The 21,107-nt window shown below is 37.9% G+C and carries 23 protein-coding genes, 1 pseudogene and 1 riboswitch; of the genes and pseudogenes, 22 read left to right on the top strand and 2 right to left on the bottom strand.

What is annotated here, in order from left to right:
• Nucleotides 1-304 precede the first annotated feature (304 nt).
• The 15 genes and pseudogenes from ACW0TQ_RS13535 (at nucleotide 305) to ACW0TQ_RS13465 (ending at nucleotide 12,660) form a co-directional block, all read left to right on the top strand.
• On the top strand, nucleotides 305-814 hold the full coding sequence (locus ACW0TQ_RS13535; protein WP_193063630.1) for a hypothetical protein: 510 nt from the start codon (nucleotides 305-307) through the stop codon (nucleotides 812-814).
• Between the two features lie 11 nt (nucleotides 815-825).
• Entirely contained in the window at nucleotides 826-1,854 is a 1,029-nt protein-coding gene (locus tag ACW0TQ_RS13530) for a TFIIB-type zinc ribbon-containing protein (RefSeq protein ID WP_193063632.1), read from the top strand.
• Nucleotides 1,851-2,636, top strand: a complete 786-nt coding sequence (locus tag ACW0TQ_RS13525) for a TPM domain-containing protein (protein ID WP_212928783.1) — start codon at nucleotides 1,851-1,853, stop codon at nucleotides 2,634-2,636. The genes ACW0TQ_RS13530 and ACW0TQ_RS13525 overlap by 4 nt, the downstream gene beginning before the upstream one ends.
• Nucleotides 2,637-2,684: 48 nt before the next feature.
• Nucleotides 2,685-3,731 (top strand): SPFH domain-containing protein, encoded by a 1,047-nt coding sequence (locus ACW0TQ_RS13520; protein WP_193063677.1) that lies wholly within the window; start codon nucleotides 2,685-2,687, stop codon nucleotides 3,729-3,731.
• A gap of 285 nt (nucleotides 3,732-4,016) precedes the next feature.
• Nucleotides 4,017-4,823 (top strand): AraC family transcriptional regulator, encoded by an 807-nt coding sequence (locus ACW0TQ_RS13515; protein ID WP_193063634.1) that lies wholly within the window; start codon nucleotides 4,017-4,019, stop codon nucleotides 4,821-4,823.
• Between the two features lie 271 nt (nucleotides 4,824-5,094).
• Nucleotides 5,095-5,874 (top strand): sugar phosphate isomerase/epimerase family protein, encoded by a 780-nt coding sequence (locus ACW0TQ_RS13510; protein WP_212928784.1) that lies wholly within the window; start codon nucleotides 5,095-5,097, stop codon nucleotides 5,872-5,874.
• A 164-nt stretch (nucleotides 5,875-6,038) separates the two neighbouring features.
• Nucleotides 6,039-6,740 (top strand): UTRA domain-containing protein, encoded by a 702-nt coding sequence (locus tag ACW0TQ_RS13505; protein WP_193063678.1) that lies wholly within the window; start codon nucleotides 6,039-6,041, stop codon nucleotides 6,738-6,740.
• A 14-nt stretch (nucleotides 6,741-6,754) separates the two neighbouring features.
• Nucleotides 6,755-7,180 (top strand): PTS sugar transporter subunit IIA, encoded by a 426-nt coding sequence (locus tag ACW0TQ_RS13500; protein WP_455725773.1) that lies wholly within the window; start codon nucleotides 6,755-6,757, stop codon nucleotides 7,178-7,180.
• Nucleotides 7,181-7,192: 12 nt separating this feature from the next.
• Nucleotides 7,193-7,975, top strand: a pseudogene (locus tag ACW0TQ_RS13495) (PTS mannose/fructose/sorbose/N-acetylgalactosamine transporter subunit IIC).
• Complete coding sequence (locus tag ACW0TQ_RS13490) at nucleotides 7,968-8,765, top strand: PTS system mannose/fructose/sorbose family transporter subunit IID (RefSeq protein ID WP_246529001.1); 798 nt, start codon at nucleotides 7,968-7,970, stop codon at nucleotides 8,763-8,765. Before ACW0TQ_RS13495 ends, ACW0TQ_RS13490 begins: the two are co-directional and overlap by 8 nt.
• A gap of 12 nt (nucleotides 8,766-8,777) precedes the next feature.
• On the top strand, nucleotides 8,778-9,269 hold the full coding sequence (locus ACW0TQ_RS13485; protein WP_212928786.1) for a PTS sugar transporter subunit IIB: 492 nt from the start codon (nucleotides 8,778-8,780) through the stop codon (nucleotides 9,267-9,269).
• An 18-nt stretch (nucleotides 9,270-9,287) separates the two neighbouring features.
• Nucleotides 9,288-10,004, top strand: a complete 717-nt coding sequence (locus ACW0TQ_RS13480) for an SIS domain-containing protein (RefSeq protein ID WP_193063646.1) — start codon at nucleotides 9,288-9,290, stop codon at nucleotides 10,002-10,004.
• Between the two features lie 115 nt (nucleotides 10,005-10,119).
• On the top strand, nucleotides 10,120-10,866 hold the full coding sequence (locus tag ACW0TQ_RS13475; RefSeq protein ID WP_455725772.1) for an SIS domain-containing protein: 747 nt from the start codon (nucleotides 10,120-10,122) through the stop codon (nucleotides 10,864-10,866).
• A 126-nt stretch (nucleotides 10,867-10,992) separates the two neighbouring features.
• A complete protein-coding gene (locus ACW0TQ_RS13470) occupies nucleotides 10,993-11,655 on the top strand; it encodes a YczE/YyaS/YitT family protein (RefSeq protein ID WP_212928788.1) in 663 nt (220 codons plus the stop codon).
• Nucleotides 11,656-11,661: 6 nt separating this feature from the next.
• Entirely contained in the window at nucleotides 11,662-12,660 is a 999-nt protein-coding gene (locus tag ACW0TQ_RS13465) for a hydroxyacid dehydrogenase (protein ID WP_212928789.1), read from the top strand.
• A 101-nt stretch (nucleotides 12,661-12,761) separates the two neighbouring features.
• On the opposite strand, the gene ACW0TQ_RS13460 is transcribed toward ACW0TQ_RS13465, so the two are convergent.
• Both ACW0TQ_RS13460 and ACW0TQ_RS13455 read right to left on the bottom strand, forming a co-directional pair.
• The gene (locus tag ACW0TQ_RS13460; RefSeq protein WP_455725771.1) at nucleotides 12,762-13,331 is read right to left on the bottom strand and encodes an aldose epimerase family protein; all 570 of its coding nucleotides are present in this window, start codon (nucleotides 13,329-13,331) and stop codon (nucleotides 12,762-12,764) included.
• Entirely contained in the window at nucleotides 13,280-13,651 is a 372-nt protein-coding gene (locus tag ACW0TQ_RS13455) for an aldose epimerase family protein (RefSeq protein ID WP_455725770.1), read from the bottom strand. The genes ACW0TQ_RS13460 and ACW0TQ_RS13455 overlap by 52 nt, the downstream gene beginning before the upstream one ends.
• A gap of 343 nt (nucleotides 13,652-13,994) precedes the next feature.
• Here ACW0TQ_RS13455 and ACW0TQ_RS13450 point away from each other — a divergent pair, with 343 nt between their 5' ends.
• From ACW0TQ_RS13450 to ACW0TQ_RS13420, 7 genes are all read left to right on the top strand, one after another.
• Nucleotides 13,995-14,246 (top strand): hypothetical protein, encoded by a 252-nt coding sequence (locus tag ACW0TQ_RS13450; protein WP_212928791.1) that lies wholly within the window; start codon nucleotides 13,995-13,997, stop codon nucleotides 14,244-14,246.
• A gap of 77 nt (nucleotides 14,247-14,323) precedes the next feature.
• Nucleotides 14,324-15,718, top strand: a complete 1,395-nt coding sequence (locus tag ACW0TQ_RS13445) for a bifunctional metallophosphatase/5'-nucleotidase (RefSeq protein ID WP_212928792.1) — start codon at nucleotides 14,324-14,326, stop codon at nucleotides 15,716-15,718.
• 127 nt (nucleotides 15,719-15,845) lie between these two features.
• Complete coding sequence (locus ACW0TQ_RS13440) at nucleotides 15,846-16,154, top strand: YunC family protein (protein WP_040979011.1); 309 nt, start codon at nucleotides 15,846-15,848, stop codon at nucleotides 16,152-16,154.
• A gap of 133 nt (nucleotides 16,155-16,287) precedes the next feature.
• The gene (gene yunB, locus ACW0TQ_RS13435; RefSeq protein ID WP_226894835.1) at nucleotides 16,288-17,085 is read left to right on the top strand and encodes a sporulation protein YunB; all 798 of its coding nucleotides are present in this window, start codon (nucleotides 16,288-16,290) and stop codon (nucleotides 17,083-17,085) included.
• 63 nt (nucleotides 17,086-17,148) lie between these two features.
• Nucleotides 17,149-17,324: riboswitch (Lysine riboswitch) on the top strand.
• A gap of 273 nt (nucleotides 17,325-17,597) precedes the next feature.
• Nucleotides 17,598-19,160 (top strand): Na+/H+ antiporter NhaC family protein, encoded by a 1,563-nt coding sequence (locus ACW0TQ_RS13430; RefSeq protein WP_212928793.1) that lies wholly within the window; start codon nucleotides 17,598-17,600, stop codon nucleotides 19,158-19,160.
• A 217-nt stretch (nucleotides 19,161-19,377) separates the two neighbouring features.
• Nucleotides 19,378-20,901, top strand: coding sequence for a sodium-dependent transporter (locus ACW0TQ_RS13425; protein WP_212928794.1), 1,524 nt, complete (start codon nucleotides 19,378-19,380; stop codon nucleotides 20,899-20,901).
• A gap of 14 nt (nucleotides 20,902-20,915) precedes the next feature.
• Nucleotides 20,916-21,017, top strand: coding sequence for a methionine/alanine import family NSS transporter small subunit (locus tag ACW0TQ_RS13420; RefSeq protein ID WP_139089031.1), 102 nt, complete (start codon nucleotides 20,916-20,918; stop codon nucleotides 21,015-21,017).
• The last annotated feature ends 90 nt before the right edge of the window (nucleotides 21,018-21,107 follow it).

Raw genomic sequence — 21,107 nt, 5'->3', positions numbered from 1 at the left:
TCGGTAACAAATTATTAAAATATATTACATCAATCGACAGGTTTCGAATCAAGTTCTATCAACAATTTCAGATAAATTTACGGTTTTTTCATTTCATTTTCATTTCGAAAAGCTATTAATATTACAATCTTGTAAAAGAAATCGAAATTTTTAAAAAGGTAATTAGAATTTTAATAGAAAATAAGTTATCCTTATAAGGTAATTGATTATTTTGAAACGTCCTTACCGTTCTGAAAAGGCAGTGAAACCTTTTGTGGAGTTCAAACGTACAATTATTTAAGCGAGGCAGAAAGGATGATTCAGAATGCGTTTTTTTAAAGGCCTTTTTTCATCTGAACGAGAAGCGAAGAAAAACAGACAAAAGCTGCAAAAAAACAGAAAAGAAATGGATAGCGTAATGCGGGAAATGCACGCCAAAATAGACACTATTCAACTAAACATTACCAGAACACAGGAAAAGCTAATAGAGCAGCAAGGACTGGCAGATAAGTTTGCCAGATATGAAGAAAGCTCGGAACAAGCAAATGAAAAAAGCCGATTTCAAATGCAAAAAGAAGCGGCACAGAAAGAAATTGAAAAATTACAACGCCAAAAATATGATTTTGAAACACAGATGGTCCCTTTCCAGCAAAGCTATGACCGAATGCGTCAAACATTTTCAGAAACCTTTGACCAGCTGGATGCTTTAGAGAGGGAGACCTCTGCGAAAGAAAATGAAGCCGATATAATGAAATACACAACAGCACAAGAAGAGAAGATCCAGTTTGAGCTTGCTGAAGCAGAGGCGCTGCTTGAATTGCGATCAGAAAAATGAGGTGAAGACGGATGTTAGTGCATTATAAATGTCCCAACTGCGGGGCGGATATGGAATTTGACAGTGCTTCCGGTCATTTGGCCTGTGACAGCTGCGGGCATGAGGAGCATATTGATACGTATGATGACGTGAATATCTCGCAGTCCTTTGAGGAAGACGAGGCGAAGGAATATCATTGTGAGAATTGCGGTGCTATTGTTTTAACTGATGCAGATACAACGGCGACCTCATGCAGCTTCTGCGGGGCCGGGGTGGTGCTTGCTGACCGGTTATCCGGGGAGTTGGCACCTGCGAAAGTAATTCCGTTTACCATCAGTAAAGAAGAAGCAATGGAAGCATTTAAAAAATGGTGTAAAAATGGCAGGTTGACGCCTAAGGGCTTTATGACTGCAGACCGTGTGAAAAATATTACAGGAATGTATGTCCCTTTTTGGATGTACGATTTAGACAATGATGTAGACGTAAAGGCAACAGGTACCAAAGTACGCACGTATCGGCGCGGCGATTATCGTTATACGGAAACCAAGTATTATCGTGTGCATAGAGATATTGATATCAGTTATTTAAAAGTGCCGGTCGATGCATCAGAAAAAATGAATGATGAGCTGATGGATAAAATAGAGCCTTATGATTATAACAAGCTGGAGGATTTTAAAACGCCTTATCTAGCAGGATACTTAGCTGAAAAGTATAATTATACCGATGATGAATTATTTGACCGGGTGAAGGCAAAAATTCAAGGTTTTATGGATACGTATATAGCTTCCACCATCCGTGGATACAGCTCTGTAAGCTATCAACAAAAAAACATACGCACCAAGAAAGCAAACAGCTACTATGTCCTGCTGCCAGTCTGGATGGTATATTACGATTTTGATCAGCAAGAGCATACCTTTGCAATGAATGGGCAGACTGGAAAAATTGTCGGAAAGCCGCCGTTGAGCTATTCGAAGGCAGCGCTTTGGTTTTCCAGCATTGCTGGAGGGTCTTTTGTTTTATTTAAAGCAATAGCGATGATGCTGGGCGGTGATTTACTATGAAGAAGTTTTTAATTACGGCTGGTATACTTGTACTTATATCTTTCCTAATGCTGCCTACAGTGTCTGCAGAGAAGCAGTATATTTATGATGATGCAAACATATTTACAGATAATGAGCGGACGGATCTGGAGCAGAGGGCGGCTGAATATAGTGAAGAGAACGAGATTGATATCCTTATATTGACGAAGGATGAGTCTGATGGAAGAGATATCCAAAAATATATCGATGACTTCTATGATGAACAGGGCCCCGGATATGATGGAGAACATGGAGATACGGTATTTATGGGGCTTGATTTTTCAGGACCTTCCGGAGAAAGAGATATTGCGGTAAGCGGATTTTATAAGGGAGAAGAGTATGTTGGCCCTGAGCGTGCGCAGCAGCTTGCCGATGATTTAGTTCCTGATTTACGAAATAACGATTATTACGATGCCAGCTTATTATATTTTGAAAAGGTAGAGCGATATATGGGTGTGAACCCGAGTATCAACCCGGACAGTATTTTTCTTCAAACTTGGTTCCAGTTGCTGGCTGCTGTTATAATTGGTGCAGTTATTGTAGGTTCCATGATTTTTAATATGGGCGGCCGTGTGACGACGAATGCAAGTACGTATCTTGATGCAGATAATTCAAGAATTAAAAGCAAGTCAGATAGATATTTACGTCAAACCGTTACGAAAACGAAAATTCAGAAGAACAACAGCGGCGGAGGCCGGGGAGGCGGCAGTATAGGCAGAACTGGCGGCGGACATTCCCGATCTTCCGGGCGTGCAAAGTTTTAATTATAGATTGAATGAAGGTATTGAAATAAAGAAAGGATGAACAGAATGATGGGCTTTTTTAGAGGGCAATTAGCAAATGTGATTGAATGGGAATCATTTCGTGATGATATGATCTTTTGGAAATGGAATAACAACGAGGTGAAAAAAGGGAGTAAATTAATTGTTCGCCCGGGCCAGGATGCTATTTTTTTCAACCAGGGAAAAATTGAAGGGGTTTTTAAAGAAGAGGGCGAATATGAAATTGAATCAGACATTATTCCTTTTTTATCTACCTTAAAAGGATTTAAATTTGGATTTAACAGCGGAATGCGTGTGGAAGTGCTTTTTGTCAATACAAAACAGTTTACTGTGAAATGGGGCACAAAAAATGCGATAAACATACCTTCTCCACAGCTTCCTGGCGGTATACCGATCCGTGCTAATGGAACCTTTCAGTTTACAGTGAAAGATTATGTGAAGCTGATAGATAATATCGCAGGCGTCAGAGACAGTTTTCTGGTGGAAGACATTCGCCTGAGAATTACTGCTGTTTTAGATCAATTATTAATGAAGTGGATTACCAGAGAAGGAAAGGATATGTTTAATCTTCAGGCGAATTCCTTTGAAATCGGCGAGGGTATCAAAGAGGATTTAGATAAGCAAGTCAATCAGGATGGTTTTGAGATTAAAGGTTTTCAAATCATGAGCTTTAATTATCCAAAAGAAATCCAGGATATGATTACAAAAACTGCCTCGCATGGCATGATCGGCGATATGGGACGGTATAAAGATGTCGCTATGACGGATGCGATTGCTTCCGGGAAATCAGATGGCGGCAATTCCGCAACAGATATGGCCGGAATGATGATGGGAATGCAGATGGCAAAGGAAATGATGAACGGTACGAATGACCAAAATACAGCAAATCACCAGCAGTCCAATCAGGGCGGACAGCAAAATCAGGGTGGACAACAAAGCCAGAATCAACAGACCGGAAACCAGCAGAATGCTTCTGATAATGAAGGAAGCGAATCAATTCCAAACTTCTGTCCGAATTGCGGAAGTAAAACACAAGGAATGAATTTCTGCGGGAATTGTGGACATAAGCTGGTTTAAATACGAAAAATAGATTAAAAATAAGGGTGCTGTCTTGGAGGAGATAGTATCCTTATTTTTTAGATGGACGATATGAAATGACATGCTATAAAATAAATGTAGTAAAAGAACAGAAATGTTAGATGAGAAAATCAAGAAAAAATAATTAATGCTAAACATGATTTTAAAGTAGTTATTATGTTTTAGCGTAACGTTAAAAGTCTATTTTGTTTACAAGTATTTAACAAAAAATGTATTACATCTAAGAATTAATTAAAGAAAGCACACACCAAAGGAGCAGTTATAATGGGATATCGTATTCGTTTAAAAGAAAATAAACATTCGAATAGAAATCTTGTAAAGAAACACCATCATAAGGTTCACCAGATTCTTTATGCTCTCGAAAATACAGGAGAGATTACATTTAATAATCAAAAAAACACTTTTTTTCAAGATAGTCTGGCATTTATCCCGCCATATTCAGACCACTCTATTACATCAGAGGGGAAAATGACAGTACTTGTGCTTGAGTTTGATGTGCTCCATTTGGATTCGGATATTCAAAAGGTTTTAGAAATGCAGGATTTTAGCAATCCGAGGTTAATTGATTTAAGTCCATTTGAAGCAGGAAATGTAAGACAGTTACTTCGCAGGATGCTTTATGAGCAAGCACAAGGGGATTTGATTAATGTAGTAGCTGTAAAAATCTATCTGGAAGAATTATTGCTGATTTTATTTCGAAGTCAAAAAGAATTAAATATTACGGATGCAAATGTGCTTCGGGCTGAACGTTTAAAAGATTACCTCGAAACACGATATTTTGAAATTAGAGATGCCAATGATTATTCTCAAAAGCTTGGGATAAGTACCAGACATATCAATACGATTTTTAAAGATCAATATGATATGACACCGATGAAATATTTAAATGAAGTAAGAATGGAAATTGCCAAAAAATTACTCATGGAAACCAATAATGATATTGCATCTATTTGTTTTGAAGTAGGTTTTGAAGCAATTTCTACCTTCTATAGAAAATTTAAAGCGTATACGAATATCTCTCCTCAGAAATTCAGGAATAAATATCAATATACAAAGGAGTCAGATAGCTGAAAGAATATGCTGATATTTAGTATATTCTTTTTTTAGTTTATTTAAAAAAAGAAGGTATACACCTTCAAAAGTTTATTTCCGAAATTGAGAATTTTATTCCGCCTTTAATAAGACAGCTAAAAAAATTTTTCGTATGATAAGCGTAAGTTGTTAAAAGAAAGCTATTAAAAAACAGCATACAAATAGAAGCGATTTAGATGCTATAAAACGGTAAGTTATTTTTTCTAGTGGACTAACAGGAAAGAAAAATAAATTTGAGAGGAGGAAAAGGATGTTTCAAATAGGCTTATGTTCTGTAACCTTTAGAAACTTATCTGTAGAAGAAATAATAGAAGCTGCTAAAAATACGGATATACAAGGAATAGAATGGGGCGGCGATATTCATGTTCCGCCTGGTGACTTAGAACATGCTGCGTATGCTGCTAATATAACCCGGCAAGCAGAAATAGATATTATCTCTTATGGTTCCTATTATCGTCTAGGGGTAAAGGAACAACCATTTTCTTTTGAAGCTATCTTAGATACTGCTGAAAAATTGACGGCTCCTGCCATTCGAGTATGGGCTGGAAATATTGGATCAAGCGAAGCAACAGAAAGACAATGGGAAAAAGTGATAGAGGATGCCAAACGAATTGCTGATTTAGCAGAAAAACAAGGAATTCATATTAATCTAGAGTATCATGGCCGAACTTTAACAGATACGGCAGATAGTGCCATACGGCTAATGAAGAAAATTAATCATTCAAACGTTTCCTTATACTGGCAGCCCTCGCCATTTGAAACAGTGAATAAGAATGTGAAGAGTATTGATACCGTAAGACAATGGCTTAGCCATGTTCATGTTTTTCATTGGCAGCTTGTTGAAAATAACGTCATTGTGTATCCTTTTTCAGCAGGTATTTCTGATTGGGAAAAGTACTTACAACAACTAGAAAAGCAACAAGGAATGCGTTATTTAATGATGGAATTTGTGAAAGAAGATAGTATCGAACAATTAAAGAATGATGTAAAAGTGCTTCAATCAATAATTACATCATATTCCGCCAAGTAAAGGACAAACATAAATTTAAATACTAGCTTATTGCAAAACGAAATGCCTGGATTGATTGCAAGGTGTAGGGAATTGGATAGATATCAACTTTATGAAAACAATGCTATTATTTTTTTTATTTTAACTTAATATATTAACTGATTAACTAGTTAGGAGGTTATCTTATTTCTATTCCAAAATATCTGCAAATCAAGCAAAGTCTTCTTTACAAGATTAATAACGGAAAGTTTCTTCCAGGAGATAAGTTTTACAGTGAAGCGGAGTTGAAAAGAGAATACAATGTAAGCGGTATTACTGTAATTAAGGCTTTACAGGAGCTGACACAGGAAGGTTATCTTGTACGTTATCAAGGCAAAGGGACTTACGTTTCCAAAGGGAAAAAAGCAAAAGTAGTGCGTTTTTCTGATCAGGAAAAATATCAAGGGAAGCAAGAATCTGTCCGAGTACTAAATGTAGAAAAAATGACAGATCCACGAATAGCTAAAGAATTAAATATTAACAAAGAGGAAGCATTTTACTTAATCAAGCGCGTACGCATGATTGATGATGTGCCGTTGCTTGTCCAATACTCTTATGTTTTATCTGAATTTATTAAGGAAGATATTGGAGAGTTAGAAGCATTTTCCTCAATTTATGAAAAAATAAAACATGATTTTGAAATTAATCTTTTCCAGGCAGATTCGACAGAAATAACAGAAATTTGTTTCCCGACGCCGTCTGAGGAAAGTAAGCTGCTTGAGATTGAAGGCGATAAACCAACTGCGTTCATACGCAGATACACGTACTTACTGGAAAAAAGAGTGGTGGAATATATTGAAACGTATAAGCGTTGGGAGTATTTCAGCAATAAAATAGAACCTTTATAAAAGGAGTTGGACAAATGAATATCTTGTTAGTATCTCACCATGGAGTAGCTGGTGGTCTAAAAAAAGCAGTTGATATGATTACGGGAGAACAAGAAGAGCTTTCTATTATCGAACTTACCGAAGCTGGTGTTCAGGATTTTTCCTCAAAATTGGAATCTTATTTGGAACAATGGAAGCGTTCTAATAAAAAAATAGTGATTCTTGCTGATTTAAAAGGGGGAACGCCCTACAACCAGGCGGTAGCGCTGACACATAAATTAGAGATGGAACAAAACGCCTTTGTTATTAGCGGAGTTAATCTGCCGCTAGTCTTGGAAACACTCTTTTTAGATGAAACTGATTTTATGATTTCTGACCTTAATCGGGTTATTGAATCTTTAAGAAGTGCAATTTTTAAAGCGGATCCACTTGAATTGAATAATAATGATTTAGATGAATAGGGGGCAGTAAGGATGGAGATTGTCTGGTGGCAAGTATTATTAATAACGCTGTATGCAGCATTTGCAATTTATGATGGAAACAACACAACAATGGGATTTGTTAAACCGACAATGGCAGGTTTTTTTGCCGGGCTGATTCTTGGAGATATGCAAACAGGATTGATTGTCGGAGGGACGTTGAATTTACTGGTGCTTGGAGTTGGAAATTTCGGCGGTGCATCGATTCCAGATTATATGACGGGTGCATTGATTGGTACAGCTTTTGCTATCTTTTCAGGCGAAGGAGCTGAGTTTGGGATATCCTTAGCAATCCCGATTGGCTTGTTAATGGTTCAGCTCGATGTTCTTGCCCGATTTACAAACACGTATTTTCAAAACAGGGCAGAGACCTTTATCAAACAAGGGAACCTTGATAAAGCTGCCAGGATGGGGTTATGGGGATTGCTTCCTACTTCTCTGTCTAGAATGATACCCGTGTTTTTAGCACTTGTATTTGGTGCAAGGTTTGTAGAATCTATCGTGAACTATATGCCTGATTGGCTGATGAGTGGTTTGAGTGTAGCTGGCGGAATGCTTCCTGCACTAGGTATAGCCATATAATTACGATATTTACCTGTAAAGGAAAATATCCCTTATCTTATTATTGGATTTGTCGTAGCAGCATATTTAAGTATGTCTGTATTAGGAGCTGCACTTGTTGGACTAGCTCTGGCAATTTTAGGATATCAGCGGTTCACTAAAAATAATGATAACAATGATCCTGCGGTAGCTAATGGAGGGATGGGCGATGAGTAAACGAAAGATGGATCGTGAGTTAAAGAAAGTATTTTGGAGATGGTTTTTCTTTGGACAAGCAAGCTGGAATTATCAAAAGTTTCAAGGGTTAGGATATTATTTCAGTATTTTGCCGTTACTTAAGAATTTATATAAGGATCCCGAAGAACGCAAAACAGTTGCCATGACACATATGCAATTTTTTAACACGAATAATACGATGGCCCCTTTAATATTAGGTGTAAATACAGCTCTTGAAAGAGAGAAAAGAATCAAATCAATGGAAGCAGTAGCTTCATTAAAAACAGGTATGATGGGACCGCTGGCCGGGATTGGTGATACGCTTTTCTTTGTTATACCTACTACCATCATAGGTTCCATTGCTTCCTATTTAGCACTTGAAGGAAACCCAATCGGTTTGATTCTTTGGATTGTGTTTGGATTTATTCGTCTTGGTGCCATGCGTTTCTTTGTTTGGTCCGGATACCAAGAAGGTGTGAGACTCGTAACCGAAATAGGCGGCAGGTTAAAGAATCTTACAAAAGCTGCTAATATCCTTGGAATTACCGTTGTAGGTGCGCTTATCCCAACGGTGGTTACAGCAACTTTTGGATATGAGTTCCAGCAAGGGGAAGTTACACTTTCTATACAAGAGCTTGCTGATCAAATTTTGCCATCCCTAGGTCCAGTTCTTGTTGTTGCAGTCACTTATTGGATGCTGGGTAAGAAAAAGTTAAATTCAACACGCGTTGTCTTTATTCTAATGGCACTTGGGATTATTGCTTATAATTTAAAAATATTTACAACATAAGGAGAGATAGAAATGGAAGGAATTGTACATGTAAGAGTTGACGATAGATTAATTCATGGACAGGTAGCTACTCGATGGTCTACTGGTTTAAGGGTAAACAGAATTATGGTAATAGATGATATCATTGCTGCCAGTGATCATGAGAAAGCGGTATTAAGAATGGCAGCACCATCAGGAGTAAATACATCTATTTTGCCATTTGAAAAAGCAGCCGCAAATATTAAAGCAGGCAACTATCAGGGACAGCGTGTTTTACTGGTTGTTAAATCACCAGAAATCCTAGTTCGTCTGCAGGAGGAAGGATTGGAGCTGCCACAGGTCAATATCGGAAATCTTTCCAATCGTTTTGATACAGTGCAAATCAAAAAATCAGTAAGTCTCTCAGCAGATGAAGAGAAAGCGATTCAAACACTTCTTAACAGCGGGGTGAAGGTGACAGCTCAAATGGTGCCAGATGACCCGGAAACAAGCATTGAAGTATTTTTGAATAAAGCCAAGCGATAAGTAAGAGGAGTGAATGCAGTGAACTATGTCGACCAATTTTATGCGAAAATAGATTATATTTTAAAGAAAATACGAACAGAGCAACGGGAGAATATTGAAAGAGCAGCCGATATCCTGACAGAAACGGTTGAACGGGGAGGTATTATTCAATCTTTTGGCTCGGGACATTCTTTCGCAGCTGCCATTGAAGTTGCTGGCCGGGCAGGAGGATTCGTTAACTCCAAGGCTATCAAAGAGTTTTACGGAATCAATGGCTGGTTTGAGGTAATTGAAGGGGTTGGTGATGCGTTTATTCGTTTAGTCGACCAGCAGGATGAGGATTGTTTTATTTTTATATCCAATTCTGGGAAAAACCCTTTGCACATTGACATGGCTAAATATATAAAAGAAAAAGGGAATAAGCTGATTGTTGTTACAAATTTAAAAGATTCTCAAAATGCGAAAAGCCTGCACTCAAGCGGAAAAAAATTATATGAATTTGCCGATGTGGTCCTGGATAACTGTGGAGACCCTGGAGACTGCGGAATAGATATACCGGAATATGGAATGAAAACAGGTCCTACATCTTCTATTTCAGCAGCTTACTTACTTGATAGTGTTGTTTTACAAGCAATCGAAAATCTAGTGAAAAAAGGTATCGAACCGCCGATAATGAAAAGCGCCAACGTGGAAGGCGGCCGAGAATACAATGAGTCATTAATCGAAAAATATAAAGATAGAATGCATCGCGTTTAAACTAGAATGATTATCTCCATTTAAGAGAAAGGAAGGGCTGCCTCTTAAATGGAGAATAACCAATGGATAAGAAGGCCGTTTCAAACTTTAAACCAATTATTCAAGGGGGATTATGATGATAAAGAAGTATTATCAAAAAGTACAAGAGCAGCTTGAAAATACGTTTAATAAAGAAACAAACGTTATGCAGAAAGTGAGTGAAGTAATCGCAGATAAAATAAATGATGGCGGAGTAGTTTATTTATTCGGATGTGGTCATTCTCATATTTTAACAGAGGAAGTATTCTATCGTGCAGGAGGACTTGCACCGATTTATCCTATATTGATTGACGAATTGATGCTTCATCAAGGCGGGGCAGCATCTTCTCAAAAAGAAAGAAAAAATAGATATGTTCGTCCATTATTAGCGGAATATTCCATTACTAAGAAGGATGTGCTAATTGTCATTTCTACTTCAGGCATCAACCCAGTTCCAATAGATGTCGTATTATATGGGAAAGAACATGGAGCTGTTACAGTGGCATTAACCAGTACAGCATATGCTGAACAGCAGCCTTCCAGACATGAAGACGGGTTATACTTGAAAGATGTCTGCGATTATACAATAGATAACCATGTACAGGTTGGAGACGCAATGTTAAGTAATTCTGACACAGGTATTCGTTTTGCCCCATCGTCCTCTGTGATTGGCATTTCGATTCTTCAAGCTATTTTAGCAGAAGTCACTGATTTACTTATCAAAACAGGGCAAGTTCCACCAGTATTTCTGAGTGGAAATATTACTGGTTCAGATGAACACAATAAAAAATTACTAGATATTTACGGAAAAAAAGTGCCGCTGCTTATTAAAAATATGGAATGAGATTGTCCAGGACAGGGAGAGAAACGTCCATAAAACAGGATTTTATTTTTCCATCGCTAACTATCTATGTTCAAAAAAATAAAAAGGCAGCTATTAAAATATCGGAATATTTATGGAAAGAAGTGTATGTATTTGGCACAATCCAATCTATTAAAATCTTATGGGCTTTTCTTGCTGAGTCTTTTCATTATGGGACTCGGCATTAGTCTGGTTACACTTGCACATCTCGGTACTACTCCTATTACGAGTCCGCCATATGCATTTAGTCTATTCTTACCTATTAGTTTTGGAATGCTGACGATGCTGTTTAATCTTCTTTTTGTCTTAATCGAAATAATAATGATGGGCAAAAATTTTCCCAGAGTTCAGTATTTGCAATTATTAGTAGGGCCAATATTAGGAATAGCTATTGATTTTTGGTCTTATCTCCTTATTCATATCCCGCAACCTTATTACTGGGTTCAATTAAATATGGTTGTCATTGGCTGTGTTATTATTGCATTTAGCACGGTGATACAGTTGAAGGCACAAGTGGTAAATAATCCGGCTGAAGGAATTGTAAAAGTGATTTCTTACAAAACTTCACAGGAGTTTGGAAAGGTAAAGCTTTATTTTGATATAAGTTTGGTATGCTTAGCAATGTTTATTTCGTTTATCGTATTTGGTTCTGTTCAGGGTGTTCGAGAAGGAACCATTATATCAGCTTTGATTATTGGACCGCTTATTAAACTGTTTCAGAAACAAAAAACAAGCAGCAGTATTTCTGCAATGCGTCGGTCAAAGGAGTGAAAACATATGAGAAAAGGTCTGTTTATAATGGACGAAAATTTGTTTGAAAAAGTCTATACACCTGATATACAAAGAGAGATTTCGCAATATATTGATGTTATTGGAAAACCATTGACCAAATATAATTATCAAGAAGAAGGTAATTTATTAAAAGAAGCAGAGGTTATTTTCTCTGGATGGGGTGCTCCGGTATTTGATCAATCGTTTTTAGAAAAAACGCCATCTTTAGAAGCCATCTTTTATGCAGCTGGAACAATGAAGAAATTATTATCAGACGAGATATGGGAAAGAGACATAAAAGTTACCACAGCTAATCAGGCAAATGCCATTCCAGTAGCAGAATTTACATTAAGTGAAATTCTATTTTCTTTAAAAAACGGTTGGCAGCTATCCAGATGGCTAAAAGAGGAAAAAAATTATATTAATGGTATGTATCAGCCGCTAATCGGCAATTATCAAGCAACGGCAGGTATTATTTCTTTGAGTCAAATCGGCAGGAAAGTAACGGATTTATTACGGCATTTTGACTTGAATGTATTAGCTTATGATCCATTTGTAAACGAAGATGAAGCTAGTAATTTAAATGTAGAGCTTTGTTCTTTAGAAGCGATTTTTAAACATGCAGATGTTGTTTCATTACATAGCCCGCTTTTGCCCGAAACAAAAGGAATGATTAGAAAAGAGCATTTTCAGTCTATGAAGCAAAATGCAACATTTATTAATACAGCTAGAGGTGCTATTGTTCGAGAAGATGAGATGATAGAAGTTTTACAAGAACGTACAGATATTACAGCTGTTTTAGATGTGACTTATCCAGAACCGCCAGCGGAACAATCCAAATTATACACTCTGCCTAACGTTGTTTTAACACCGCATATAGCAGGAAGTTCTGGTAATGAGAGGGCTCGTTTAGGGGCTTTCATGCTGGAAGAAGCAAAGCGCTTTACGGCAGGTGAGCCGCTTCAATACAAAATAACGAAAGAATCATATAGGAATATGGCTTAACTTCAGAAGGGAAACGAGTCATCTTCCAAAAAAAGCGAATCCTGTTCAATCGGATTCGCTTTTTTTGGAAGGTTATTTCGTGCATTGATAAAATCAGAAAGCTAATTCGTGCCAAATGTAAAGGTAGTTGATTTGTTATAAACATCACCTGCTTTTACAACGATGGACGGCAGTCTATCTTGATAGAGTGCTAAAGGTGTATTGGAAGTCTCAAAACAAACCCCATAATGAGCTGGGGCAGTCCCATTTTCTAATAGATATCCTTGTGAACCCTGATTCGCAGTATACATCGTCATACCAGGCTGGTTCGTTTCTATAGATAAGGTTCTCCCACAGGTGGGCTCATAAATTTCTATTCTGTTTTTAGCGTTCTTAAATAAAAAATAATGATCATATCCATCGGCTAAAGCTAATTGTTCAGATTCAGATAATGAATGCACCCCTTCTCCCAAGCGAGCTCCATATCGAAAATCGAATGCTGTATTTGACGTATCCAGAAGCTTTCCGGTAGGCAGCAGATTTTTATCCAATTCTATGATGGTGCTGTCCGGCATAGTGACATGATGCTGATAAATAGAATTTTGCACATTTCCGGTTAAATTAAAATAACTATGATTTGTTAAAGAAAGGGCGGTTGTTGCATCTGGAACGGCTTGATAATGTATAGACAATTCGTTCTTGCTTGTTCCACCATGCAGATGATGGTTACCTTCATTTTTTTCCAGCTGCCAGCTCTGCTGATTAATCTTAATCGCCCGTCAGGTATTCGTCCAGAAACTCTGCCAATCAAAGCACCTAAATATAATGGGTTATTTTCATAATCATGATAATCTTTAAAAGTCCATACAATATTTTCCTCGTTTCCATTTCGATCTGGTGCATATAATTTTGTGATGATTCCTCCATAATCCAGAATACTAATTTCAATCGTATCATTGGTTAGTGTGTATTCTTTCCAGCCGTTTACGACTTCTTTTACTTGAATATTCATTTTCTCACCTTCAGTTTGAAAAACAACGCAATGTGTTTTAGATTAGTTGTAATCGTAAAGCTTTTGATGCTTTTATTGTAGAGAAGTAATCTTAAAAATTAATAAGATACCAACTAAGATAATTAAATTAATTAACAAACTAATTTAATTTTAACTTTGGAAGATTGCTTTGGCAATAGGGAAAAAGTATATTTGGAGGAAACCCTTTCGTAAACCTATTTAAAAAAACAGTTTTATCTTGGAACATGGATTCTTCTATATAAAATAAAATCAATGCGTTTGTAAAAAACTCCCTCGCTTTCATCTATCCAGCAATGTGATATGATTACAGTAGAAAGTTGGTTTGCTGGTGGTATTCGTTATTCTTTTTTTTCGGCAGTTAAAAGGAAAAAAACCACGAAATGTAGATGCTTCTGAAAAAGAATTTCGCCAGGCGGAAATGGGAACGGAAATATATACATATAAATTTCAAATTATACCTGCTGTTGCGCTTGGCAACATAGAGTGGGCATATGTGCTTTTCTTTATACCGGGGGAATGGATTGGGGCAAACTGGGTGCGTTCACCAATCAAAAAAATTCAAGTTCGCTCTTAGAGCTGCTTTTGAGAATCTTATTAATTGTGATGGGGATTCGCATGATTTTACAAGGAATTGGTTAGGGGCGATGAAGTATGTCAGAAGAGAAAGTTTACTTTTACTATACAAATGATTTACATAGTCATTTTGAACAATGGCCTAGAGTAACAGCCTTTTTAAAAGAAAAGCAGGGCCTGCGGAAAGAGAATAATGAAGCTGCCTTTACAATGGATATAGGAGACCACGTTGACCGCTCTCATCCAATTACAGAAGCTTCAAATGGGTTAGCCAATGTGGAGCTGCTGAATGAAGCAGGCTATGATATCGTGACGCTGGGAAACAATGAGGGGATAACGCTTTCCCATCAAGAATTATATCAATTATATGATAAAGCCGATTTCCAAGTGGTCTGCAGTAATTTATTCAGCAGAGATGAATTGACGCCATTTTGGCTGAAGCGGACACACACTTTTATGACAGAAAGCGGGATACGGATAGGTGTCTTAGGTTTAACGGCACCGTTTAATGCCTTTTACGAGCTGCTTGACTGGCATGTAGAAAATGAATTTGACATTATTGAACGTTATATAGAAGACTTGAAAAAAGAATCGGATATTATTGTGCTTCTTTCCCATTTAGGAATTTCCGTTGACCAGGAGATTTCCCGGCGTTATCCGGCAATTGATGTGATTATCGGGGGACATACGCATCATCTGTTAAAAGAGGGTGAACTGGTAAATCAGACCTTAATCACTGCAGCGGGAAAGCATTGCTACTATATCGGTGAAGTGGAGCTTATTTGGGATCATAAGGAGAAAAAAGTAATTTCGAAGGAAGCAGCAGCAATCAGTCTGCAGGATACAGGAAAGGATTTGGAGACGGAAGAACATTTACAGCAGCTATTACAACAGGCTGACCAATATCTGGGTCAGGCGGTAGCAAGTGTAGAAAAGCCGCTGGAAGTAAACTGGTTTGGAGAAACCCCCATTATTGATTCACTGACTAAAGTGCTCCGAAGATGGACCAATGCGGATATAGCTATGCTGAATGCTGGCGTGCTGTTAGATTCGCTGCCTGCCGGGGCAATCACAAAAGGGGATATACACCGAATTTGCCCTCATCCAATCAATCCCGTCCTTGTGGATTTAAAGGGGGATCAAATCATAGAAACGGTCAGAGCGGCATTATCTCCTGCTTTTACAGAATTAAAATTAAAGGGCTTTGGTTTCCGCGGGGAAATCTTAGGGAAAATGATTTTTTCAGGCATTCAGGTCGAGACAGCCTTTCATCGGAATGGGGAAGTGTATGTGAAGCGGGTGTATACTGAAGATGGTTACCCTATTCATCCAGACAAAGTATACTATGTTGCTACTGCAGATACTTTTACTTTTGGCCAGCTCCTGCCGGAAATTGCCCGTTCTGCAAAAAAACAATATTTTGTCCCGGAATTTTTGCGTGACTTATTAGTATATGCTGTCAAACAGCATTGATTCATTTCCATTCTATCACGGAGAGCCGTCCGAAAATTCCCGCTGAGTGAAGTTTCGTTTTATGTGTGACGTTCTTTAGCCCCTCTGCATACACTTATCACGAGAGAAAAACAGAGGGGGCATTTTTATGATTACGGTAGAACCTCTTGAGGTGGATGGAATTATTTTTACAGCAGTGAGTGTGGAATTGCCGCAAACAACCTTATTAACAATCAGCAATGATGTAGGGTATATTATGTGTGCAGCGCTCGATGTGGATATTTTTAATGAAATACCTAAGCTGAAAGAAAGAAACGTTATCGCCGGCCGGGCAATGGGAGTAAGAACCATTGATCAATTGCTGAACGCTCCGTTGCAGAAAATAACAGATGCATCGAAGGAGCACGGCTGGGAAGTCGGGATGACAGGAAAAGAAGCATTGCTTAAAATATCATAATACATGGAAAGACACTTTTTTTGTTCTTGCAGGGGACAGAAGAAGTGTCTTTTTACATGTAAAACCAATCCATTTTCCTTTGTTCTAATTCCCTTCCATAATTGCATAAATTATTACGAAGGGGGTTGTTGCATTGAAACTTAAAAGAAGATATCGATTTCGAAAGCGAACGGGAAGAAAAAGAAGAATGCCCCCCTCTCGACGCTCCATTCTGATGCTGACGTTAATTTTATTCTTTGCAGTAGTGGGCTTTAGTTTTTATTTGATAAACGTCAAAATTGAACCGATTGTTATTGATATTGCCAAACGAAAAGCGGATGAATTTGCTACGAGAGCGATTAACTCCGCTGTATATTATGTAGAGGAATATGGATTTGAGGATATCCTGAACATTACCTATGACAATGAAGGAAATTTAGTAACATATAACCGAGATCCTGCAGTTATCAGTGAAATCAACCGGGTAGCTACTGACCGGGTAGAGGAGTATTTTGCGCATGTGAATCGGGGGGAGCAGCTTGAATTTGAGCATAATCTGCATGAGCCTTATGACTATGAGGGCGGTGCGGATGGCAGGGTACAGATTGATCCTACGCTGATTGAGATTCCTTTAGGGCAAGTAACGGGAAATTCTGTACTGGCTAATTTAGGTCCTAAAATTCCTATTAATATGGAAGTGGTTGGAGCAGTGCGGACAAATGTGGTCGAGGATAAAGAAGAATTTGGGATTAATGGAGCTTGGGTTTCCCTGTATATCAATGTAGAAGCAGATGTACAAATTATTGTGCCATTTACCTCCGAAGTTAGAACTGTACATACCGAGCTTTATTTAGATGGAGGCGCAATTATGGGAAAAGTGCCTGATTTCTATGGCGGGGATGGAAATGCTCCTGATATTGCCGTACCAAAAGATGATTTGCAGAGCGACTGAATATGTAGTATAGTACAAATTAGTTGAGAAGATATTTATAATTGAATAAAAACCTTATCAGATCGGTGAGGTAGAGGCGCAGATTAGATGAGTATCCGGCAGGAGAATGACAACGAAGATTGCTGGAGAAAGGATAGTTTGCCGAAGTATATAAAGAGGTCATGCTTTATATTGCTGGCATATTACTGAAAAAGTATTATGCTGTCATGTAATGATTTACATGGAGAACTACTGATCGAAATGGAGGATAACGTGAATTGGTGAAACAATGATAGGTTATTTTCTATCATTGTTTTTTTGCGTTTTTAAAGGGTAATTTGTATATGTTTTTACTGTGAAACAGTACTTGAGTATGATAGATATCCCTGTGTCTTACTTTCCTATTTCGAATCGGTTATATGCACGTAATTATTTCAAAAGGAACTGCAGTTTCCATTATTCATTACGCGTCGTTGACCTTATTCAAAATGCTTAAATACTCAGCTCGAAAATAAATCGTTGGAGGTCTTAACATGGAAGGTACGTTTTGGTCACTGATACCTGCAATTGTCATGCTGATATTAGTGGTGTTAACAAGAAAGGTTCTTATCTCAATAGGAACAGGGATTGTTGTAGGAGCATTATTATTAAATGATTTCCATATATGGGGAACATTAAAAGAAATATGGACGGTATTTTATACAATTTTTTATGCAGATGGAGCCTTGGAGATGGGGAATCTATTATTAATCAGTTTTCTTCTCTTTCTGGGCGTGCTTACTGCGTTTCTCCAAGCTTCTGGCGGGGCTAAAGCTTTTGGAGATTGGATGCTGCGTCGGGTGAAAACACGTACCGGTGCGGAAATCATGACTGCTGTAATTGGATTGATTATTTTTATAGATGACTATTTTAACAGCTTAGCAGTTGGACAGATTGCAAGACCTGTAACAGACAGGCAAAAAATTTCCCGGGCGAAACTGGCATATTACATTGATTCCAGTTCTGCTCCCGTTACCGTAATCGCACCTATATCAAGCTGGGGAGCCTATATTATTGGTATTTTAGGCGGGTTATTTGCAGCAAATGGAATTATAAATTTGCAGCCGATTGAAGCATTTATACAAATGATTCCATTAAACTTTTATGCGATTGCTTCGATTGTTCTGGTGTTTATTGTGGCGTATTTTCATTTTGATATCGGTCCGATGCGCACGCATGAAAAAAGAGCAAAAGAAAAGGGAGAACTGCTGGATCCAAAAAGAAATCAGGTTTCTGGGGATTTAGGTGATATTTTTGATCCGCATAAGGATGGAAAAGTATTTCATTTAATTGTTCCTATCATTGTCTTATTTATTGTTACCGTCCTTGCTATGATTGTGACAGGGATTATGGAAACAGAAGGGAGCGCATCTATCCTTGATGCCTTTGCCAATACGAATGTTAATCTTTCCTTAATTATTGGCGGTGTTGCAGCTGTTCTTACTTCTATTATTTTTCATATGCAGCAAAGAAAACCGCGCTCAGACATGGGACGTATTTTTATTGAAGGCTTTAAAACCATGATTCCTGCAATTAATATTCTCGTTCTTGCGTGGATGATTGGTTCGATTATCGGTGCTTTAGAGACTGGAAGCTATTTAGCTGGTTTAGTAAATAATTCCTCTATTTCTGCAGATTTTCTGCCGGCTATTCTGTTTATTATTGCCGGTTTAATGGCTTTGGCAACCGGGTCATCATGGGGAACTTTTGGCATTATGCTTCCGATTGCAGCGGAGGTTATGGCGAACACAGATATGGGGCTATTTTTACCTGCATTAGCGGCTGTATTAGCCGGAGCAGTGTTCGGTGATCATTGTACACCTATTTCTGATACAACAATTTTATCTGCAACCGGAGCCGGGGCGCACCATATAGACCACGTTATTACACAGCTGCCTTATGCTTTCATTGCTGCTTTTACTGCTTTGATTGGTTTCTTGGTTATTGGACTAACTCATTCTACGTGGTTAGCTTTAACTGTAACGCTTGTTCTTTTGGCTGGGATTGTCTGGATTACTCATTTCCTGATTAATAAAAATAAAAAGAAGGCATCTTAACAGAAGGCTTGGAATACATTTTAGTATTCCAAGCCTTTTATGATGTAATAAGGGTATTGCAATTAAATCCTGCTATTTCCATAATTAGATATTTGACAAAAATGTCAAAAAAGCTATAATACAAGATGAATAGTCTGAAAGTAATGATTTTTGTTATTATTCTTATTTAATGCGCTTTCATTCTGTTGTTATTCATTAAAAAAGGGGGTTATGATGGATGGAGAGTCGATCACAATGGGGAACAAGGGCGGGGTTTATTTTAGCGGCTGTCGGATCAGCAGTTGGTTTAGGAAATATATGGAGATTTCCTGCTGTTGCTTATGAAAATGGCGGCGGAGCATTTTTTATTCCTTATCTATTTGCTTTACTGACTGCGGGTATTCCAATTTTAATTATGGAATTTACCATGGGTCAAAAGTATCGGGGTTCTGCACCTTTGACATTTCGAAAAATGAATAAGAAAACAGAGTTTATTGGATGGTGGGCAGTACTTGTTGCTTTTGTTATTTCAACATATTATTCGGTAATTATTGCCTGGGCAATATCTTATTCTATCTTTTCGTTTAATCTGTCTTGGGGAGAAGATACAGAAGGATTTTTATTTGGGGAGCATCTTCAATTGGCGGAGATTCCTGGGGAAATAGGCGGATTGGTACCGGGAGTAGTTATTCCGTTAGTGATTGTTTGGCTATTGGTGCTGGGAATTTTATTCCGCGGTGTAAAAAAAGGAATCGAGGTTGCAAACCGGATTTTTATTCCTTTGCTTCTCATCGTATTTATTATTATTGTAATAAGAGCAGTCACGCTGCCAGGAGCAATGAATGGATTGAATGCCTTCTTTACACCTGATTTCAGTCAAATTTTGTCACCAAGTGTATGGATTGCAGCATATGGACAAATTTTCTTCAGCTTATCGATTGCTTTTGCAATTATGATTACGTATTCAAGTTATCTCCCTAAAAAATCTGATATTACCAATAATGCATTTATTGTTGGTTTTGGAAATTCCGGCTTTGAATTATTAGCGGGAATTGGGGTGTTTGGAATATTAGGATTTATGGCATTTTCTGCCGGTGTCAGTGTGGATGATGTCGTCGCTGGCGGGGTCGGTCTTGCTTTTGTTGTCTTTCCGGCCATTATCAATGAGTTGCCGGCATTTAATGGATTGTTCGGAGCGCTCTTCTTTATCTCATTGACGCTTGCCGGAATTACATCTCTTATGTCCATTACAGAAGCGTATGTAGCAGCATTGGTAGATAAGTTTAAAATCACACGATCGAAAGCCGTTCTTTTCGGAGGCGGTCTCGCAGCATTGATTTCCTTATTATATGCTTCCAGAGGTGGCTTGTACTTCTTAGATAATGTCGATTATTTCATTAACCAGTTCGGAGTTGCCATGATCGGTCTTGTCGAAGTTGTCCTGATTGCCTGGATTCTTCGTAAAACCAATATGCTTAAAAATCATGCTAATGAAATTTCAGATATCCGTTTAGGTTCCTGGTGGACAATCAGCTTAGCTATGATTACACCAGTAGTTATGGGTTATATGATGTTTGGGCTGTTTAAGCAGAATTTATTAAGAGAGTTTGATACAGATACCGGGAACTATGAAAATTACTCGAATGCCTTTATCAATAATACAGGCTGGGCCGTAGTAGTAGGTGTGTTAGTTCTTGGAATTATCCTGGCAGCTTTGAAATGGAGGTCAGAAAATTCTCTATCCGATTATGAAGATAAATAGGAGGGAAGATGCGTATGGGTGCTTCAGCTATCATTGTAATGATTATCGGTATTGTTGTGATATGGGGCGGATTAGCAGCTAGTATTTGGAACGCTGTCCAGAAAAGTAAAGGATAAGTGTTACTCTTATTTAAACTTAAGAAAAGCCAAGAGAATAAATTGGTCTTTAAAATACTGGTATTCTTGCCGAGTAGATGTCCGCTCCGG

It is taken from the genome of Oceanobacillus sp. M60 (assembly GCF_053839645.1).
Note: the sequence above shows the minus strand (reverse complement) of the source record. Positions and strands in the feature narration are given on the sequence as shown.

Coding starts and splice junctions, on each gene's coding strand:
- ACW0TQ_RS13485 (WP_212928786.1), top strand. CDS start 8,778: ATGGAAGGAATTGTACATGTAAGAGTTGACGATAGATTAATTCATGGA.
- ACW0TQ_RS13520 (WP_193063677.1), top strand. CDS start 2,685: ATGGGCTTTTTTAGAGGGCAATTAGCAAATGTGATTGAATGGGAATCA.
- ACW0TQ_RS13420 (WP_139089031.1), top strand. CDS start 20,916: ATGGGTGCTTCAGCTATCATTGTAATGATTATCGGTATTGTTGTGATA.
- ACW0TQ_RS13535 (WP_193063630.1), top strand. CDS start 305: ATGCGTTTTTTTAAAGGCCTTTTTTCATCTGAACGAGAAGCGAAGAAA.
- ACW0TQ_RS13490 (WP_246529001.1), top strand. CDS start 7,968: ATGAGTAAACGAAAGATGGATCGTGAGTTAAAGAAAGTATTTTGGAGA.
- ACW0TQ_RS13440 (WP_040979011.1), top strand. CDS start 15,846: ATGATTACGGTAGAACCTCTTGAGGTGGATGGAATTATTTTTACAGCA.
- ACW0TQ_RS13530 (WP_193063632.1), top strand. CDS start 826: ATGTTAGTGCATTATAAATGTCCCAACTGCGGGGCGGATATGGAATTT.
- ACW0TQ_RS13470 (WP_212928788.1), top strand. CDS start 10,993: ATGTATTTGGCACAATCCAATCTATTAAAATCTTATGGGCTTTTCTTG.
- ACW0TQ_RS13425 (WP_212928794.1), top strand. CDS start 19,378: ATGGAGAGTCGATCACAATGGGGAACAAGGGCGGGGTTTATTTTAGCG.
- ACW0TQ_RS13430 (WP_212928793.1), top strand. CDS start 17,598: ATGGAAGGTACGTTTTGGTCACTGATACCTGCAATTGTCATGCTGATA.
- ACW0TQ_RS13455 (WP_455725770.1), bottom strand. CDS start 13,651: ATGAATATTCAAGTAAAAGAAGTCGTAAACGGCTGGAAAGAATACACA.
- ACW0TQ_RS13525 (WP_212928783.1), top strand. CDS start 1,851: ATGAAGAAGTTTTTAATTACGGCTGGTATACTTGTACTTATATCTTTC.
- ACW0TQ_RS13510 (WP_212928784.1), top strand. CDS start 5,095: ATGTTTCAAATAGGCTTATGTTCTGTAACCTTTAGAAACTTATCTGTA.
- ACW0TQ_RS13500 (WP_455725773.1), top strand. CDS start 6,755: ATGAATATCTTGTTAGTATCTCACCATGGAGTAGCTGGTGGTCTAAAA.
- ACW0TQ_RS13515 (WP_193063634.1), top strand. CDS start 4,017: ATGGGATATCGTATTCGTTTAAAAGAAAATAAACATTCGAATAGAAAT.
- ACW0TQ_RS13475 (WP_455725772.1), top strand. CDS start 10,120: ATGATAAAGAAGTATTATCAAAAAGTACAAGAGCAGCTTGAAAATACG.
- ACW0TQ_RS13445 (WP_212928792.1), top strand. CDS start 14,324: ATGTCAGAAGAGAAAGTTTACTTTTACTATACAAATGATTTACATAGT.
- ACW0TQ_RS13465 (WP_212928789.1), top strand. CDS start 11,662: ATGAGAAAAGGTCTGTTTATAATGGACGAAAATTTGTTTGAAAAAGTC.